14 protein-coding genes are annotated in these 16,988 nt (G+C 71.3%); 9 read left to right on the plus strand and 5 right to left on the minus strand.

All coding sequences use genetic code 11. From position 1 onward, the window contains the following. Positions 1-52: 52 nt before the first annotated feature. Positions 53-1,096, minus strand: a complete 1,044-nt coding sequence (locus ACM26Y_RS06110) for a M23 family metallopeptidase (RefSeq protein WP_416062920.1) — start codon at positions 1,094-1,096, stop codon at positions 53-55. A 226-nt stretch (positions 1,097-1,322) separates the two neighbouring features. On the opposite strand from ACM26Y_RS06110, the gene ACM26Y_RS06115 reads away from it, so the two are divergent. From ACM26Y_RS06115 to sucD, 3 genes are all read left to right on the plus strand, one after another. Beyond that, positions 1,323-3,026, plus strand: coding sequence for a hypothetical protein (locus tag ACM26Y_RS06115; protein ID WP_416062921.1), 1,704 nt, complete (start codon positions 1,323-1,325; stop codon positions 3,024-3,026). Positions 3,027-3,170: 144 nt separating this feature from the next. After that, the gene (sucC, locus tag ACM26Y_RS06120; RefSeq protein WP_003937756.1) at positions 3,171-4,340 is read left to right on the plus strand and encodes an ADP-forming succinate--CoA ligase subunit beta; all 1,170 of its coding nucleotides are present in this window, start codon (positions 3,171-3,173) and stop codon (positions 4,338-4,340) included. Between the two features lie 15 nt (positions 4,341-4,355). Continuing rightward, on the plus strand, positions 4,356-5,258 hold the full coding sequence (gene sucD, locus ACM26Y_RS06125; RefSeq protein ID WP_003937757.1) for a succinate--CoA ligase subunit alpha: 903 nt from the start codon (positions 4,356-4,358) through the stop codon (positions 5,256-5,258). Between the two features lie 75 nt (positions 5,259-5,333). On the opposite strand, the gene ACM26Y_RS06130 is transcribed toward sucD, so the two are convergent. After that, positions 5,334-5,957, minus strand: coding sequence for an IMPACT family protein (locus ACM26Y_RS06130; RefSeq protein ID WP_416062922.1), 624 nt, complete (start codon positions 5,955-5,957; stop codon positions 5,334-5,336). Between the two features lie 107 nt (positions 5,958-6,064). Between ACM26Y_RS06130 and ACM26Y_RS06135 the strand changes: the two genes are divergently transcribed. The 4 genes from ACM26Y_RS06135 to purH all read left to right on the plus strand — a co-directional run bounded on the left by ACM26Y_RS06135 (position 6,065) and on the right by purH (position 11,264). Continuing rightward, on the plus strand, positions 6,065-7,318 hold the full coding sequence (locus ACM26Y_RS06135) for a DUF5336 domain-containing protein (protein WP_416062923.1): 1,254 nt from the start codon (positions 6,065-6,067) through the stop codon (positions 7,316-7,318). A gap of 66 nt (positions 7,319-7,384) precedes the next feature. Then, positions 7,385-9,010 (plus strand): DUF6350 family protein, encoded by a 1,626-nt coding sequence (locus tag ACM26Y_RS06140; protein ID WP_416062924.1) that lies wholly within the window; start codon positions 7,385-7,387, stop codon positions 9,008-9,010. Between the two features lie 87 nt (positions 9,011-9,097). Then, complete coding sequence (gene purN, locus ACM26Y_RS06145; protein ID WP_371382830.1) at positions 9,098-9,712, plus strand: phosphoribosylglycinamide formyltransferase; 615 nt, start codon at positions 9,098-9,100, stop codon at positions 9,710-9,712. Beyond that, positions 9,699-11,264 (plus strand): bifunctional phosphoribosylaminoimidazolecarboxamide formyltransferase/IMP cyclohydrolase, encoded by a 1,566-nt coding sequence (gene purH, locus ACM26Y_RS06150; protein WP_416062925.1) that lies wholly within the window; start codon positions 9,699-9,701, stop codon positions 11,262-11,264. Before purN ends, purH begins: the two co-directional genes overlap by 14 nt. 57 nt (positions 11,265-11,321) lie before the next feature. On the opposite strand, the gene ACM26Y_RS06155 is transcribed toward purH, so the two are convergent. The 3 genes from ACM26Y_RS06155 to ACM26Y_RS06165 form a co-directional block, all read right to left on the minus strand. Then, complete coding sequence (locus ACM26Y_RS06155; protein ID WP_003937763.1) at positions 11,322-11,558, minus strand: hypothetical protein; 237 nt, start codon at positions 11,556-11,558, stop codon at positions 11,322-11,324. A gap of 315 nt (positions 11,559-11,873) precedes the next feature. Then, positions 11,874-12,833 (minus strand): alpha/beta hydrolase family protein, encoded by a 960-nt coding sequence (locus ACM26Y_RS06160; protein ID WP_003937764.1) that lies wholly within the window; start codon positions 12,831-12,833, stop codon positions 11,874-11,876. A gap of 61 nt (positions 12,834-12,894) precedes the next feature. Then, entirely contained in the window at positions 12,895-13,467 is a 573-nt protein-coding gene (locus tag ACM26Y_RS06165; RefSeq protein ID WP_289379360.1) for a DUF4126 domain-containing protein, read from the minus strand. A 143-nt stretch (positions 13,468-13,610) separates the two neighbouring features. Between ACM26Y_RS06165 and ACM26Y_RS06170 the strand changes: the two genes are divergently transcribed. After that, on the plus strand, positions 13,611-14,996 hold the full coding sequence (locus tag ACM26Y_RS06170) for a sigma 54-interacting transcriptional regulator (protein ID WP_371382828.1): 1,386 nt from the start codon (positions 13,611-13,613) through the stop codon (positions 14,994-14,996). Then, positions 14,996-16,933 carry a vWA domain-containing protein gene (locus ACM26Y_RS06175; RefSeq protein ID WP_416062926.1) on the plus strand — a complete coding sequence of 646 codons (1,938 nt, stop codon included), beginning with the start codon at positions 14,996-14,998 and terminating at the stop codon, positions 16,931-16,933. Before ACM26Y_RS06170 ends, ACM26Y_RS06175 begins: the two co-directional genes overlap by 1 nt. Positions 16,934-16,988 lie beyond the last annotated feature (55 nt).

Below are 16,988 nucleotides of genomic sequence, written 5' to 3' on the forward strand. Positions count from 1 at the left end.
AAGGGCCCCGCACCGGCTGGTGCGGGGCCCTTGCCGCGAATGCGGTCGGCGGTCAGTCGTTCCGGATGCCGAGGGAGATGCCGCGAGTCGCGAGCCAGGGCAGCGGATCGATCTTGTCGATGCCGTTGAGGTGGACCTCGAAGTGCAGGTGCGGGCCGGTGGACTGGCCCCGGTTACCCATGGTGGCGATCTGGTCACCCGCCATGACCTGCTGACCGACCGTCACCATGGACTGATCGATGTGGCCGTAGACGGTGACGGTGCCGTCGGCGTGGCGCAGACGCACCCACATGCCGAACCCGGACGCCGGACCGGAGTCGATGACGGTGCCGTCGGCGACTGCGAGGATCGGGGTCCCGATGGGGCCGGCGATGTCCACACCGGCGTGCAGGGTTCCCCAGCGGGCACCGTAGCTGGAGGTGAAGACGCCGGCTGCCGGCAGGACGAACAGCGGGCGACGGGCGGCGGCTTCGCGGGCGGCGCGCTCCTCGCTGAATCGCTGGCCCTTGGCGAGCAGATTGGAGAACTGCGACAGGTCGTTCGGGTCCGCGATGTTGAGGACCTGCGGGGCCTGGGAGGGGGCCGCGCTCTCGGACTCGGTCTCCGCGGCGAACTGGGCGGCCTGCGGCACCGCGGTGGCGGTGATGACGTTCGAGCCGGTGGTGTCGGCGGCGAGGGCGACCTCGGAATGCCCGGAATCCTGAGCGGGACCGCTGGTGGCCGCCTGGCCCGCGGCGACGACAGCGCCGGCGGCGACCGCGAGAACCGCGGCACGGCCCTTGAGGGCGGCGGGGGGAGTGGGAACGCGGTGGGCGCCGCCGCGACGAGGCGGGGCGGCCGGATCACCGTCGGATACCGTGGGGGCGGTGAGCGGCCGGGCCGGCTCGTCGCCGTAGAATTCGTACTCTTCGGTGGTGCTGGTGTTACGGAAATTCACAATGCTCGAGACGTCCGGATCGTCCGCAGTGCCCTCGTCGAAGTAGTGCTCCTGCGGCTGCCAGTGGCCCGGGTAGAGGCGGTCGGTCGCCCCTACGAAGTCGACATCGTCGAACTCGTAGTCGGGACGGCTGTCGGCGCGTGGAGTGCAAGTGTGCATCGACTGCCGTCCTCCGTTCGTGACCTGACCGTTACTCGGACCGAAGCGACGGTAACGAAACGATCGCAAGCGTGGCAACCTAAACGGGCAGGAAAACGGACCTTGTGACTGGCATCACAGTTTGAGCTGGGCGAATCGGGAAACATTTTCCTGGTTACGGCGCGATACCGAAGACTTACGGTGTGTCACGCCGGGATGTACCGGAACGCCGTCGTAGCGTCGGGTCGTGCCGAGTCGTCCGCCCGTACTTGTCGCCGCGCTCGTCCTGGCCGCGCTCGGAGCCACGGCGGTGGCGGTCGCCCCCATCCTTCCGGTGGTCGGCGCCGACGAGGGACCGATCGGTGCCGCTTCGGGCGCCGCAGCCCTCGTTTCCGCCGTCGCCGCGCTGGCGGTTCCCGTCGGTGCGGTGAGTCTCGCCCGCCGGCGCGGCGCCCTCGCCGCCGTCCGGGCCGCCGCGCTTCTCTCGGGCGCAGGGTTCGTCGCACTCGGCGCAGTCCTGCTCGACGTCGCGCTGTTCACCGATGCCCTGGACGCGGACCGCCTCGAGTTGTTCCGGCCCGTCACCGCCGCGGGACTCGCGGCGGGCCCCGGCGCCGGCGTCGTCCTCGCCGGTCACCTCGCCTCGGTCGTCGCCGGAGTCCTCGGGGCCGTCGCGGTCCGGCAACTCGAAGCCGCCCGCCTCCCGGTCGAGGAACGGCCCGTCGGTGCCCGTGCCGCGACGCCGGTCGCAGCCGGCGTCGCGGTAGCTGCGCTGGTCACGGCCGGCGCGCTGCTCGCCCCGCCCTTCGTGTCGAACGATCCGGTACTGCTCGGTTCCGGCGTCCTCGATGCGACGCCGGCTGCCGCGCTCGGTGCCCTGCTGGCGGCGGTCGCGGTGGTGCTGGCAGCAACGTGGGCGCTGGTGACGCCGTCGTCGGCCGCCGCGACGGGCGTGCTCGCAGGTGCGGGACTCGGTGCGCTGGCCATCCTGGGGCCGCGGCTGGCGGCAGGGCTGACCGGTGCGCGGCTGGCGCCGTCGCCCGGGGTCGCCGTCGGCGTGCTCGCCGCCGTCCTGCTCGTCGCGTCCGCGGTCGCGCTGCCTCGTCTCGTCGCGCGGTCGGACCGTGCCGCACCGCGGGTGCGCAGGGCGGTCCCGCCCGCTCCGGCGAAGCGGCATCGGCAAGCGGGTGTCGCGGGGATCGTCACCGGCGTCGTCGCGACGGTGGGGTCGCTGCTGCCGGTGCTGTCGGTGCCCGCCGGTGCGACGGCGCCCGAACTGTCTGCTGCGCGCATGCTGTTCGCGGCGGGCCTGCTCGTGCTGGCGCTGAGCTTCTGGTTGCTGCTGTCCGAGTTCGCCGCTCCGCTGCGACCCGCCGTCGCGGTGCCGGCCGCCGGGATGGTCGCCGCCGCCGGGGCGGTGCTGCAGTCCTGGGTGCTCGCCGCGGGCCTGCCCGGTGTCGGCGCCGGGCCGGGCACCTGGCTGGCCGGGGCCGCGATCCCGGGGGCGGCGGTGACGGGCGTGCTCGTCGTCCTCGCGGGAGGTGCGGAACGCGACGGCATCGACACCTCCGTCGAACGCACCGCCGGGCCCGTAAGGCGCGCGGTGGGCGCGGCTGCGGCTCTCACTGCCGGTGTCGGGGTGCTGCTGCCGTTGCAGCCCGGCGCCGGCTCGGTGCTGAGCTACCCCTGGGGTTACGACGTGTGGGGGCGGGCGGTGCTGGCCGTCGCAGTGGTAGCGGCGGTGCTGGTCGCAGGGCGTGCGCGGCCGGCCCGAGGCACTGCGCTGTTGCTCGGCGCGGCGGCCTCGGTGGCCCTGTACGCGGCCTCGTGGGCGCTCGTACGGACCTCGGAGCAGGAGCCGGTGAACGGAGTCCTCACGCTGCCTGCAATCCTGGGGGTGGTGCTCCTCCTGGCTGCGGCGTGGCTCACAATCCGGGAGGAAAATCCGTGAGGTACCCCCGGGGGTCCTCACTCCGGTGACATGCGACACATACCAGGAGTGCGGGCGTTTGGTGGGACTTCCGACTAGTTACAGTCCGAACGGACCCGCTCATACCCCTCGAGCGGGCGTCAACGCAGACGAGACGGTGAGCAGATGGATCTCTTCGAATACCAGGCGAAGGAACTCTTCGCCAAGCATGGTGTGCCGACGTCGCTGGGTCGTGTGACCGACACGGCCGACGATGCCAAGGCTATCGCCGAGGAAATCGGTAAGCCTGTGATGGTCAAGGCCCAGGTCAAGACCGGTGGTCGTGGCAAGGCCGGCGGCGTGAAGTACGCCGCCACCCCCGAGGATGCGAAGACCCACGCCGAGAACATCCTCGGCCTCGACATCAAGGGTCACATCGTCAAGAAGCTGCTGGTCGCCGAGGCCAGCGACATCGCGGAGGAGTACTACATCTCCTTCCTGCTCGACCGTGCCAACCGCACCTACCTGGCCATGTGCTCGGTCGAGGGCGGCATGGAGATCGAAGAGGTCGCGGCAACCAAGCCGGAGCGTCTCGCCAAGGTGTCCGTGGACGCCGTCAAGGGTGTCGACCTCGCGTTCGCGCGCAGCATCGCCGAGCAGGGTCACCTGCCCGCCGAGGTGCTCGACGCCGCGGCCGTGACCATCCAGAAGCTGTGGGAGGTCTTCGTCGCCGAGGACGCCACCCTGGTCGAGGTCAACCCCCTCGTGCGTACCCCCGACGATCAGATCCTCGCCCTGGACGGCAAGGTCACCATCGACGAGAACGCGGGCTTCCGTCACCCCGAGCACGCCGAGCTCGAGGACAAGGACTCCACCGATCCGCTCGAGGCCAAGGCCAAGGAGCACGACCTGAACTACGTCAAGCTCGACGGCCAGGTCGGCATCATCGGTAACGGCGCGGGCCTGGTCATGTCGACCCTCGACGTCGTGGCGTACGCCGGTGAGAAGCACGGCGGCGTCAAGCCCGCCAACTTCCTCGACATCGGCGGTGGCGCCTCGGCCGAGATCATGGCCGCCGGCCTGGACGTGATCCTGAACGACTCCCAGGTCCAGAGCGTGTTCGTCAACGTCTTCGGTGGCATCACGGCGTGCGACGCCGTCGCCAACGGCATCGTCAAGGCGCTCGAGATCCTCGGCGACGAGGCCAACAAGCCGCTGGTCGTCCGTCTGGACGGCAACAATGTCGAGGCCGGCCGCAAGATCCTGGCCGACGCCAACCACCCGCTGGTCACGCTGGTCGGAACCATGGACGAGGCCGCTGACAAGGCCGCCGAGCTGGCGTACGCCGCGAAGTAAGGACACACGGAGAACATGTCTATCTTCCTCAACAAGGACTCGAAGGTCATCGTCCAGGGCATCACCGGCGGCGAGGGCACCAAGCACACCGCCCTGATGCTCAAGGCTGGGACCCAGGTCGTCGGCGGCGTCAACGCCCGCAAGGCCGGCACCACGGTGTCCCACACCGCGGCCGACGGTTCCGCCGTCGAGCTACCCGTCTTCGGCACCGTCGCGGAGGCGATGAAGGAGACCGGCGCGGACGTCTCGATCGCGTTCGTTCCCCCGAAGTTCGCCAAGGACGCCATCATCGAGGCCATCGACGCGGAGATCCCGCTGCTCGTGGTCATCACCGAGGGCATCCCGGTGCAGGACACCGCGTACGCGTGGGCCTACAACGTCGAGAAGGGCAACAAGACCCGGATCATCGGCCCCAACTGCCCCGGCATCATCACCCCCGGCGAGTCGCTCGTCGGCATCACCCCGGCCAACATCTCCGGCAAGGGCCCGGTCGGCCTGGTGTCGAAGTCCGGCACGCTGACCTACCAGATGATGTTCGAGCTGCGTGACTTCGGCTTCTCGACCGCCATCGGCATCGGCGGCGACCCGGTCATCGGCACCACCCACATCGACGCCATCGAGGCGTTCGAGAAGGACCCCGAGACCAAGCTCATCGTCATGATCGGCGAGATCGGCGGCGACGCCGAGGAGCGCGCGGCCGACTACATCAAGGCCAACGTGACCAAGCCGGTCGTCGGCTACGTCGCCGGGTTCACCGCTCCCGAGGGCAAGACCATGGGCCACGCCGGCGCCATCGTCTCCGGTTCCTCGGGCACCGCGCAGGCCAAGAAGGACGCCCTCGAGGCGGCCGGCGTGAAGGTCGGCAAGACGCCGTCCGAGACCGCCGCGCTCGCACGCGAGATCCTGCAGTCGCTCTGAGCGAAGCGGCTTCGCCGCCGGTGTGTCCTTTGGGTGGTCCAGGCAGCCCAAAGGACACACCGGCAGCTCCGCTGCCTACCCGTCGACCCATTCGGTGCCGACGGGCACGAGTTCTCCCGCACCGGCCGTCACCGAGGCGACCAGGTTCTGCAGTTCGGTCGCATCCCGCGCCGCGACGGTGAAGACGACACGCTCCGTGTAGGACACGTCGAGCACGCTCACTCCGCGGCCCCGCAGTTCCGACTCCACGCGTCCGGCATCACCGTGCCCCACCGCCAGCGTGAACACCTCCCGCCGCTCCCGGGGCACCAGCGTCGCCGCATCGACCGCGACCGCCACCGCACCCGAATACGCCCGGACCAGTCCGCCCGCGCCGAGCTTGATGCCACCGAACCAGCGGGTGACCACCACCGCGACGTTCACCAGATCGCGGTGGTGCAGCACCTGCAGCATCGGCACCCCGGCCGTGCCCCCCGGTTCTCCGTCGTCGCTCGAGCGTTCTGCCCGGTGCGCCGGCTCGTCGCCCACCACGAAGGCCCAGCAATGATGCCGCGCATCGGGATACAGCCGCCGCTGTTCCTCGACGAAGGCGAGCGCGGCGGTGTCCGAGTCGACGCGGCGCAGCACGGCGAGGAACCGGGAGTGCTTGATCTCCGTCTCGGCGACGACGTCCGGTCCGGGCTCGAGGGTGCTGGGCATGGGCACATTCTCGCCGGTGGGGATTCGCCGGATTCGCGGGACTCCTGCCGCCCACCGTGATCGTGCCTAGGCTGGTCGCAGAGCAGCCGACGACTTCAGGAGGAGCGATGACCTACCCAGCAGGCTCGGGAACGGGCCGGTCCGACAACCCGGCAGGCCCCTCGGGGTCGTCGACCGGGGCAGGATCCGGACCCGCCACCCGAGGCGCCTCCGACAAGGTGGTGCCGCTGCTCCTGCCGATTGCCGTGGCGGTGCTGGCGGTGCTGAACTTCCTGCTCGGCCTGGCGCCGTACGTGCGCATCTCCTTCGGCACCCAGGTCGCGCTGTCGTCGTTCGACTTCGGGTTCGCGGTCGTCCCGCTGGCCTTCCTGCTCTTCGGCGGCGCGGCCGCTGCGCTGTCGCTGCTGCCGGGCCAGGATCTGCGCTCCGTCGCAGTGGCGGCCTCCGCGGTCGGCTTCGTGGTGTCGCTGTTCCAGCTCTTCCACCTCCCGGACGACACCGGCATCTCCTGGGGCGGGGTGTCCATCCTCGTCCTCGGCTTCCTGCAGACCGCGCTCGCGCTCATGGCGTTGCTCTTCGGGATCGGGATCCTGGTGCCCGGCCAGCGTCGTTCGCCCGCCCAGTCGTTCGGCGGCCAGGGCGGCGGCCAGGGTTACGGCGGGCAGGCTTACGGAGCTCAGGGCTACGGAGCACAGGGTGCCGGTGCGGGGCAGGGTTACGCTCCCGGCGCGACAGCGAGCGGATACGGAACGCCGGGCTCCGGCTACCCGTCCGGGTCCTCGGCCTACCCGTCCGGGTCCTCGGCCTACCCGTCCGGGTCCTCGGCCTACCCGTCCGGGTCCTCGGCGCAGTACCCCGGCTACCAGCAGCCGCAGTATCCGTCGGGTCAGTACCCGTCGGGCCAGTACCCGTCCGGCCAGTACCCGTCCGGCCAGTACCCGTCCGGCCAGTACCCCTCGGGCCAGTACCCCTCGGGCCAGTACCCCTCCGGCCAGTACCCCGGCACCCAGTACTCGGGGGCGCAGCCGCGTGAGCACTACCCGAGCCCGGACGCCGGCGCCCAGACCGAACACCTGAGCCAGCCGCTGCGCGTCGACCGGCCCCATGCCGAGGGCCAGCACCCCGGACAGCAGGCCTACACCCCGACGGGCGCCCAGGCGTCGTACGGTGCCGGGACTCCGGGTCCGGCCGGTCGGACGGGCGAGCCCGCCGGTGGCGACGTCGACGAGCCGACGGTGCTCGCCCCCCGGGCCGCAGACACCCAGCGGGAGGACACCGACCGTCCCTCGGAGGGCGAGACCGAGCGCACGTCGGACCCGGCGCCGACGCAGGCGTTCCGTCCCGGCGACGAGCCGCGGTGACGGCTCCCGCACATCCTGCGGCGCGCCTGACCGTCCCGATCGTCGCCGGGTGACACTCTCGACACGATGACCTCGACGCTAGGCCGGTCCGACCGGCACACCACCCCGGAAGACACCTCGGTCGAACCGGAGCAGTTGCGAATCCTGCTCGGCACGGCGGCCAAGGTGCCGGCAGTGACCCTCGCGTTGATCGCCACGCTGGTGGTGACCACGATGGTGGCCGCGAGCAGCGACCTGACCGGCATCTACGCGGCCATCGCGGGAAGCTGGCTGGCCCTGCACCAGGTGACCCTGACGATCGACGGGGTATCGCTCGGGGTGCTGCCGCTGCTGCCGACGGCGGTGCTGGTGTGGCTGACCGCTCGAGCCGCACGGTCGGCCACCGACGGTGTCGTCGCGCTCGGTGGCCGTCCGCTCGACCGCCGGAACGCCTCCCGCATCGCGGTGGCCGTTCTCGCCGGTCCGACGGTGATCACGGTGGCGGCACTGATCGTGATCCAGGATGCGGCGAGTGTCCTACCCGTCGTCACCCCCAATCCGGCGTCCGCGCTGGCGTGGGTGACCGCGCTGTACCTGCTCGGGGCGGGGCTCGGCATCGGTTCCCGGACCTGGCGGCCGCTGGCGTCCCGCTACGGCGTGCCGAGTTGGCTGGTCGCCGCCGTGCGCCCCGCGGCCCGGACGGTGCTGGGAATGTTCGCCGCAGGCGGGGCGGTGACCGTGCTCGCGCTGCTGTGGTCGTGGACCGTGGTCGGTGAGCTGATCGGCCGCGGCGGGGGAGCGGTCGGGGCGCTCGGGCTGACGGTGCTGTCGGTGCTGTACCTGCCCAACGTGCTGATCGGGGCCGCCGCCGTGGTGACCGGCAGCACGGTGCAGTTCGGCGACGTGCACCTGAGCCTGTTCGAGGCGACCGGCGGTGACCTGCCTGCCCTGCCTGTGCTTGCCGTCATCCCACCGGGACCGGCCGCGCCGTTCTGGCCCGTGCTGCTGGCCGTCCCCGCGACGGTGGGCGCCCTCCTCGGTCGGTACGTCGCCCAGTGCCACCTCGAGGCGCGGGCCCGAGGAGAACGCGTGTCGTCCACCGACGCCGCGCTCACGGTGGTCGCTGCAGCGGCACTCGCGGGTGCGACGACCGCGCTGGCCACGTGGGCTGCCGGCGGCCCGCTGGGGGTCTTCGGCGTGGTCGGCGGAAACTGGTGGCTGGCCGGGGTGCTGGTATTCGCGTGGACGGGGCTGCTCGGCCTCGTCACCTCGCAGCTGCTGCTGTGGCGCGAGCGCCGTCTGGCCGCGGCGGACGCCGCCCGGGAGTCGGCCGCCGAGGAAAGGCTCGCCGACGAAAAGCCCGCCGACGAGGATCCCGACGACGAGCCGGCCGAGGTCGAGTCTGCCGAGGAGACTGTCGCCCCGCTCGACGGCGACATCCGGGAGCTCGAGGCGGCACCGGCCACCGACGTGCTCGACGCCGAGATCCTCGAGGACGACCCCGAGCACGCCCCCACGGACGTCGACGACGCGCCCGTCGTCGACGGCCCGGACAACGAGGACCTCGCAGCCGAACGTCCGGATGTCGTCGACGCGGCGATCGAGGACGCGGCCGACGAGCCGGCCCGCCCCGTCGAGAAGGACCGGGATGCCGGCGCGCCGCCGGAGCCCAACGGCGACCTGCCGGAGGGTGCCGCACCCCCCAAGGGCTAGGCTCTACCCGGCCGAGCCTCCGGCCGACCCCTCTCGAGTTCCAGGAGTAGAGCGCTGACTGCCTCGCGTGACCAGCTGCCGCCCACTGTGCCGGCACGGGTCGTCGTCCTCGCTTCGGGCACCGGAAGCCTGCTGCGGTCGCTGATCGACGCCACGCACACGGACGGATATCCCGCCCGGATCGTCGCCGTCGGAGTGGACCGCGAGTGTGCGGCCGAGGGGCATGCTGAGGCCGCCGGCATTCCCCACGTCCGCGTCCCGCTGCGCGAGCACCCGGACCGGGCCGCCTGGGACCGCGCCCTGACCGACGCCGTCGCCGCGCACGAGCCGGACCTGGTGGTCTCGGCCGGTTTCATGAAGATCCTGGGACCGGTCTTCCTGGACCGGTTCGGCGGTCGCATCGTCAACACCCATCCGGCGCTGCTGCCGGCGTTCCCGGGCGCACATGCCGTGCCGGACGCCCTCGCCTACGGGGTGAAGGTCACCGGGTCGACCGTGCACCTGGTCGACGCGGGTATCGACACCGGCCCCATCCTGGCGCAGGAACCCGTGCCGGTCCTCGACGACGACGACGAGGCCACCCTGCACGAACGCATCAAGGTTGTGGAGCGACGACTGCTGGCCGACGTGGTCGCCGCCGTCGCCACCCGTGGAGTTGTATCCGATGGACGAAAGGCCGTGATCCCCAGTGACCGAACGTAAGGCTGTGCGACGTGCACTCGTCAGCGTCTACGACAAGACCGGTTTGGTCGAACTGGCGGCGGGCCTGCACGAGGCGGGTGTCGCGCTGGTATCCACCGGCTCCACTGCGGCCACCATCGCCGGCGCCGGAATCCCCGTCACCAAGGTGGAGGACCTCACCGGCTTCCCCGAGTGTCTCGAGGGGCGGGTCAAGACGCTGCACCCGCGGGTGCACGCCGGCATCCTCGCCGACACGCGCAAGCAGGACCACCTCGATCAGCTCGCCGAACTCGGCGTCGAGGCGTTCGAACTGGTCGTGGTGAACCTGTACCCGTTCACGCAGACCGTCGCCTCCGGTGCCACCCCCGACGAGTGCGTCGAGCAGATCGACATCGGCGGCCCGTCCATGGTGCGTGCCGCCGCGAAGAACCACCCGTCGGTCGCGGTGGTCGTCGACCCCGCCCGGTACGACGACGTGCTCGACGCCGTCAAGGGCGGCGGGTTCACCCTGCCGCAGCGTAAAGCCCTTGCCGCCCAGGCATTCCAGCACACCGCCGCCTACGACGTGGCGGTCGCGAGCTGGATGAACGCCGGCTACGCCGCCGGGGAGGCCGACGCCGCCGAGCAGTTCCCGGCGTGGGCCGGTGCGACGTGGGAACGCGCGGCCGTGCTGCGTTACGGCGAGAACCCGCACCAGGCGGCGGCGCTGTACGTGAACGAGGCCGGCGAACCGGGCCTGGCGCGGGCCGAGCAGTTCCACGGCAAGGAGATGTCGTACAACAACTATCAGGACGCCGACGCGGCCTGGCGTGCCGCGCACGATCACGACCGGCCGTGCGTTGCGATCATCAAGCACGCCAACCCGTGTGGGATCGCGGTCGCGGAGACCGTTGCCGAGGCGCACCGCAAGGCGCACGAGTGCGATCCGGTGAGCGCGTTCGGCGGGGTGATCGCCGTCAACCGTGAAGTGAGCGTGGCGATGGCCGAGCAGGTCGCCGAGATCTTCACCGAGGTGATCATCGCCCCCGGGTACGCGGACGGCGCTGTCGAGGTGCTCAGCCGCAAGAAGAACATTCGCATCCTGCGGGCCGACTCGCCGCAGGCGGCGCAGATCGAGCTGCGGCAGATCTCCGGCGGAATGCTGCTGCAGGAGCGCGACACCCTCGCCGCGCCGGGCGATTCGGCCGCGAACTGGGAGCTGGCCTGCGGCGAGGCCGCCGACGCCGAAACCCTCGCGGATCTCGAGTTCGCGTGGCGTGCCTGCCGGGCCGTGAAGTCCAACGCGATCCTGCTCGCCGCAGGCGGCGCCACCGTCGGTGTCGGCATGGGTCAGGTCAATCGGGTGGACTCCGCCCGGCTCGCCGTCTCCCGCGCCGGGGACCGGGTCGTCGGATCCGTCGCCGCATCCGACGCGTTCTTCCCGTTCGCGGACGGCCTGCAGGTGCTCACCGAGGCCGGTGTGCGGGCCATCGTGCAGCCGGGCGGTTCGGTGCGCGACAACGAGGTCATCGAGGCCGCTCGCGAGGCCGGCGTGACCCTGTACCTCACCGGCGCACGCCACTTCGCGCACTGAGCGACGCCGGTCGCCCGCACGCACTGAGCAGCGACGCCGGTCGCCCGCACGCGCCCGTCAGGCCGCGTGCGGGTGCCCGGTCGCCGGGCGGGTGACCATCCGCGGCGTGGCGTCGCGGGCGTCGGAGATGACCAGTCGGGCGGCGCCGCGGTCGAGCAGTTCGCGGATGAGGTCCGCTGCGGCCGCAGCCTGTTCGGTGCCGACGTGGCTCAGGTCGATCGTGATGGCGTGACCGGTGAGATCGTCGGGCAGGTCCTTGGGGACGGCGCCGGTGGCGCCGAGTCGCAGTTTCATCGTGTTCTCCTCTTACTGGACAAGATCGGTATATGGGGAAAAGAAAGGGCACCCGAGGCGATGTGCCCGGGTGCCCGAGAAGGAGTCGGTCGAGTCGTCGACTCATTCCCGGGGTCGCCACTTGGCGAAGTGGAAGTGCGCGTAGGTGTGTCGGCACCAGCTGGGTACGGCAATGCGCATCGACTTCGCCGCGATGACCTTGTCGTCTCGCATCGGACCGTACCTTTCTCGTGTGTTCCTACGGGTTAACCGGACACCATACCCGAGTTACGCGAATCTGACATCTCTTGTTTTCGGCCCATCTCGGGCGGCGGGTCAGAGCTTGGCGAGCCATGCCTCGAAGCCGCGGGTGAACTCGTCCGAGAAGGGCAGGTCGGCGATGTAGTCGGCGCCGGTGGACTGCTGGTCGCCGATGTCCTTGAGTACGTGGTTGGCCCGGTGCAGGCGCAGCGACGTCAGGTTCGTGTGCACGAGCGCCGAGTCGAGGGCGTCGACGTCCTCGACCCGCACCTGGATGTCCTTCGCCGAGACGCTGGTCAGTACCGGAAGCCCGCCCTCGAGCTGGGCCGCGAGCATCCGCGGATCGAGCGAGTCCTCCTCGGCGAGGGCCTTGGCATTGGCCGAGACCAGACCGGCGTTGCGCAGCGGCTCGGGCAGGGTGTCGCTGAGGGTGCCGTCGGCGCGCAGCGATTCCACGGCCTCGGCGAGGGCCAGGCGCAGTTCGTCGGCGATCTGGATCGGGAGCTGACCGGCATCGACGACCGCGTCGAGCTGGGCGTCGATCTGGGCGGTGAGCAGGTCCAGCAGCCGCACGGCCAAGGGCTCGAGCAGCGCGATGCCTGCGACGGGCGCACCGGCGTCGGCGAGGGTGAGGGCGATGAGTGCGCCCTCGCTGTGCCCGACCACGTAGAGCCGTTCGGCGTCGATGCCCGGCTGCGCGGCGAGGAACCGGAGGCCGTCCGTGGCGGCGTCGATGAACGTGGAGAAACCGAGGTCGGCGACGTCGGCGACGTCGTACGGGCCGAGGCCGGTGGCGCCGCTGCCGAGCTTGTCGTAGCGCAGGCTCGCGAAGCCGTTGCGCTCGAGCACGTCGGCGAGGTGCCGCAGGGTGCCGATCGGGCCGGGCAGCAGCGCACTGTCGCCGTTGCGATCGGTGGGACCGCTGCCGGCGAGAAGCAGCACGGCGGGAACGTTCCCGTCGCTCGCGGCGGGCACGCGCAGGCTGCCGTGCAGGGTCACGTCGCCGCTGGAGAAGGAGATGTCGGTGTCCGCCATGCCGTTGTGTCTATCAGAACCGGTTGTGTCCATCGGAACCGGTTGTGTCCATCGGAACCGGTCAGCCCGTCCGCAGGCGGCTCAGCCGTCGATACCCGCGGTGGACGGCCCACGCGAAGCCCGCGAGGAGGGGCACGACGAGCAGCGGGACGACGAGCGCGATCAGCGACGTGACGAACGACAGTAGATCGTCGAGCAGGGACAGCGCCGGGTTGCCGAGTCCCGCGGTGGTGACCGTGCTCGCCGCACGGGTGCCGGTCTGCACCGTGCTCACCGCCATCGCGGTCGGGGCGCCGACGACGATGCCGGCGAGAGCGGCCATCGCCGGGTCGAGATCGGCGAACGCCGCCCAGGCGGCCAGCGCGCCCGCGACGGGCCGTACGACGGTGGCGACGGCCGAGAGGACGTTGTCGACGAGGGGGACGAGATCGGCGCCGATCTCGACGACGGTGGCGATCGCCAGGGCGACGAGCGCGCCCGTCGACCCGACCCACTGCATCGACTCGTTGAGCGCGATGCCGAACAGGCCGAAGTGCACTGCTGTCCCGAGCATCAGCAGCGGGAGAAACGTGCGCAGGCCGGTGGCGGCGGCCAGTCCGAGTCCCAGCAGTGCCGCGAGGAGCCAGGTGTCCATGGCGGGAGTCTAGGGATCGGGGCCGACAGCGCACCCCGGCACGGCCGGATCCGGGAAGATCTGCCGGTCGGGGGCGGTTCCCGGGTGGGGCGCTCCCGCGGCTGCAGGTGCCGAAATCACCGAACGCTCGTACCTTGGGAGGGGTGACGTCACCCACAATCAGGCCGTCCACCGTCGGCGAGCTGCGTGCCTCGGGACACGAGCACCGCTCCGTCAAGGACGAGATCCGGCAGAACCTGCTCGCCGCCCTGCGCGACGGCATCGACCCGTGGCCGGGCATCGTCGGCTTCGACGACACCGTCGTTCCGCAACTCGAACGTGCGCTGCTCGCGGGCCACGACGTGGTGCTGCTCGGTGAACGCGGGCAGGGCAAGACCCGGTTGCTGCGCACCCTGCCCCTGCTGCTCGACGAGTGGACTCCGGTGATCGCCGGTTCCGAACTCGGTGAGCATCCTTACGACCCGATCACCCCGGCTTCGATCCGCCGCGCCGCCGAACTCGGCGACGACCTGCCCGTCGCCTGGCGGCACCGCAGCGAACGTTATGCCGAGAAGCTCGCCACTCCCGACACCTCCGTCGCCGACCTGGTCGGCGACGTCGACCCCGTCAAGGTCGCCGAGGGTCGCAGTCTCGGAGACCCCGAGACCATCCACTTCGGTCTCGTGCCGCGCGCCCACCGCGGCATCGTCGCCGTCAACGAGCTGCCCGACCTCGCCGAGCGCATCCAGGTCTCGCTCCTCAACGTCATGGAGGAGCGCGACATCCAGGTGCGCGGCTACACGCTGCGGCTCCCGCTCGACGTCCTGCTCGTCGCCAGCGCCAATCCGGAGGACTACACCAACCGCGGCCGGATCATCACCCCGCTCAAGGACCGGTTCGGCGCCGAGATCCGGACCCACTACCCCACGCAGCTCGACGACGAGATCGCCGTCATCGAGCAGGAGGCTCGACTGCAGGCCCGGGTCCCGGACTTCCTGCTCGAGATCCTCGCCCGCTTCACCCGCCTGCTGCGTGAATCCACGTCGGTGGACCAGCGTTCCGGTGTGTCGGCGCGCTTCGCCGTCGCCGGCGCGGAGACCGTCGCGGCTGCGGCGATGCGTCGCGGCGCCGTGCTCGGCGAGGCCGACCCCGTCGCACGTCCCGTCGACCTCGGCACCGTCGTGGAGGTGCTGCGGGGCAAGGTCGAGTTCGAATCCGGCGAGGAGGGAAGGGAATTCGAGGTCCTCGATCATCTCCTGAGGCGGGCCACCGCGGACGCCGCCCGCACCCGGCTGGCCGGGGTGAACCTCGGCCCTCTCGTCACCGCCGTCGAGCAGGGACAGCCGGTGGTGACCGGGGAACGGATCACCGCCAAGGCGCTGCTGGACGAACTGCCCGACCTGCCCGTCCTCGACGTCGTCGCCGAGCGGCTCGGCGCGGAGGACATCGGAACGCGGGCTGCCGCGGCCGAACTGGCCCTCGAGGGCCTCTACCTCGCGCGGCGGATCGCCAAGCACGCCGACGACGACGGCGCCGCGGTGTACTCCTGATGAGCCGGGGCGCACGGTACGGGCCCTACGACGGTGGCGACCCGCTCGCTCCGCCGGTGGATCTGCGTGAGGCCCTCGCCGCTATCGGGGAGGACGTGCTGGCCGGCAGTTCGCCGCGACGTGCGCTGCGGGAACTGCTGCGTCGCGGGCACGGAACCATGCGCGGCCTGGACCGGCTTGCGGCACAAGCGAACCGACGTCGCCGGGAACTACTGGACCGGACGAACCTCGACGGCACGCTGCGCGAGGTGCGCGAACTGCTCGACCGGGCCGTGCTCGAGGAACGCAAGGCCCTCGCACGCGCACTCGACGACGACGCCCGGTTCGCGGAGATGCGGATCGAGGAACTGCCCGCCTCCACCGCGCAGGCGGTGCAGGAACTCGCCGACTACGCCTGGCGCAGCCCCCAGGCCAGGGAGGACTACGACAAGATCCGTGACCTGCTCGGCCGGGAGATGCTCGACCAGCGGTTCGCCGGGATGAAGCAGGCCCTCGAAGGCGCAACCGACGAGGACCGCGAGCGGGTGAACCGCATGCTCGAGGATCTGAACGATCTGCTGGACAAGCATTCCCGCGGGGAGGACACCGAGGAGGACTTCGAGCGGTTCATGGCCGCCCACGGCGACTTCTTCCCGGAGAACCCCCGCAACGTGGAGGAACTGCTCGACTCGCTGGCCCAGCGGGCGGCGGCGGCGCAGCGCCTGCGCAACTCGCTCAGCCAGGAACAACGCGACGAACTGGACGCCCTCGCCCAGCAGGCGTTCGGGTCGCCGAGCCTGATGTCGCAGCTCGACCGCCTCGACTCGCACCTGCGAGCCGCCCGCCCCGGGGAGGACTGGACCGGGTCGGAGCGGTTCCGCGGGGAGCAGGGCATGGGCCTGGGCGAAGCGACGGGGGCGCTGCAGGACGTGGCCGAACTCGACGCGCTCGCCGAGCAGCTCTCCCAGCAGTACGCCGGCGCCTCCCTCGACGACATCGACCTCGACGCGCTGGCCCGTCACCTCGGCGACGAGGCCGCAGCCGATGCGCGCACGCTCGCGCAGCTCGAGAAGGAACTGCAGCGGCAGGGGTTCTTCGACCGCGGCGCCGACGGACAGTGGCGCCTGTCGCCGAAGGCGATGCGCGAACTCGGCCGGACCGCGCTGCGTGACGTCATGGACCAGCTGTCCACCCGGGGCGGGCAACGCGAGACCCGCCGGGCGGGGGCCACCGGTGAGCCCACCGGGGCGTCGCGCCCGTGGGAGTTCGGCGACACCGAGCCGTGGGACGTCGTGCGCACCCTCACCAATGCGACCCTGCGCGCCCCAGCGCGCATCCCGGTGCGGATCGATGTCACCGACGTCGAGGTCGTCGAGACGGAGCAGCGCACCCAGGCTGCGGTGGCGCTGCTGGTGGACACGTCGTTCTCGATGGTGATGGACGGCCGGTGGGTGCCGATGAAGCGCACGGCCCTGGCTCTCAACCACCTGGTCTCGACCCGGTTCCGCGGAGACGCGCTGCAGCTGATCGCGTTCGGCCGGCACGCCCGCGTCGTCACCGCCTCCGAACTCGCCGGCCTGGACGGAGTGTACGAGCAGGGCACGAACCTGCACCACGCGTTGATGCTGGCCGGCCGGCACCTGCGCCGGCATTCCAATGCCCAGCCGGTGGTGCTGGTGGTCACCGACGGTGAGCCCACCGCGCATCTCGAGGCGGACGGATACGCGGCGTTCGACTATCCACCCAGCGCCCGCACACTCGGGATGACGGTCCGGGAACTCGATCATCTCGCCCGCGTCGGGGCGCACGTGACGATCTTCCGGCTCGGCGAGGATCCGGGGCTGGCGCGGATCGTCGACCGGATGGCCCGCCGGGTCGGTGGACGGGTCGTCGCGCCGGACGTCCACGGCCTCGGGGCCGCCGTCGTGGGCGACTACGTGCGGCTGCGCCGCCGCTGACCCGTCCCGTGCGCGATTCCGGTAGTGGGAACCACCGAAAGCGCGCACGGGGGGT

Source organism: Rhodococcus indonesiensis (genome assembly GCF_047782815.1).
Lineage (GTDB): Bacteria > Actinomycetota > Actinomycetes > Mycobacteriales > Mycobacteriaceae > Rhodococcus > Rhodococcus indonesiensis.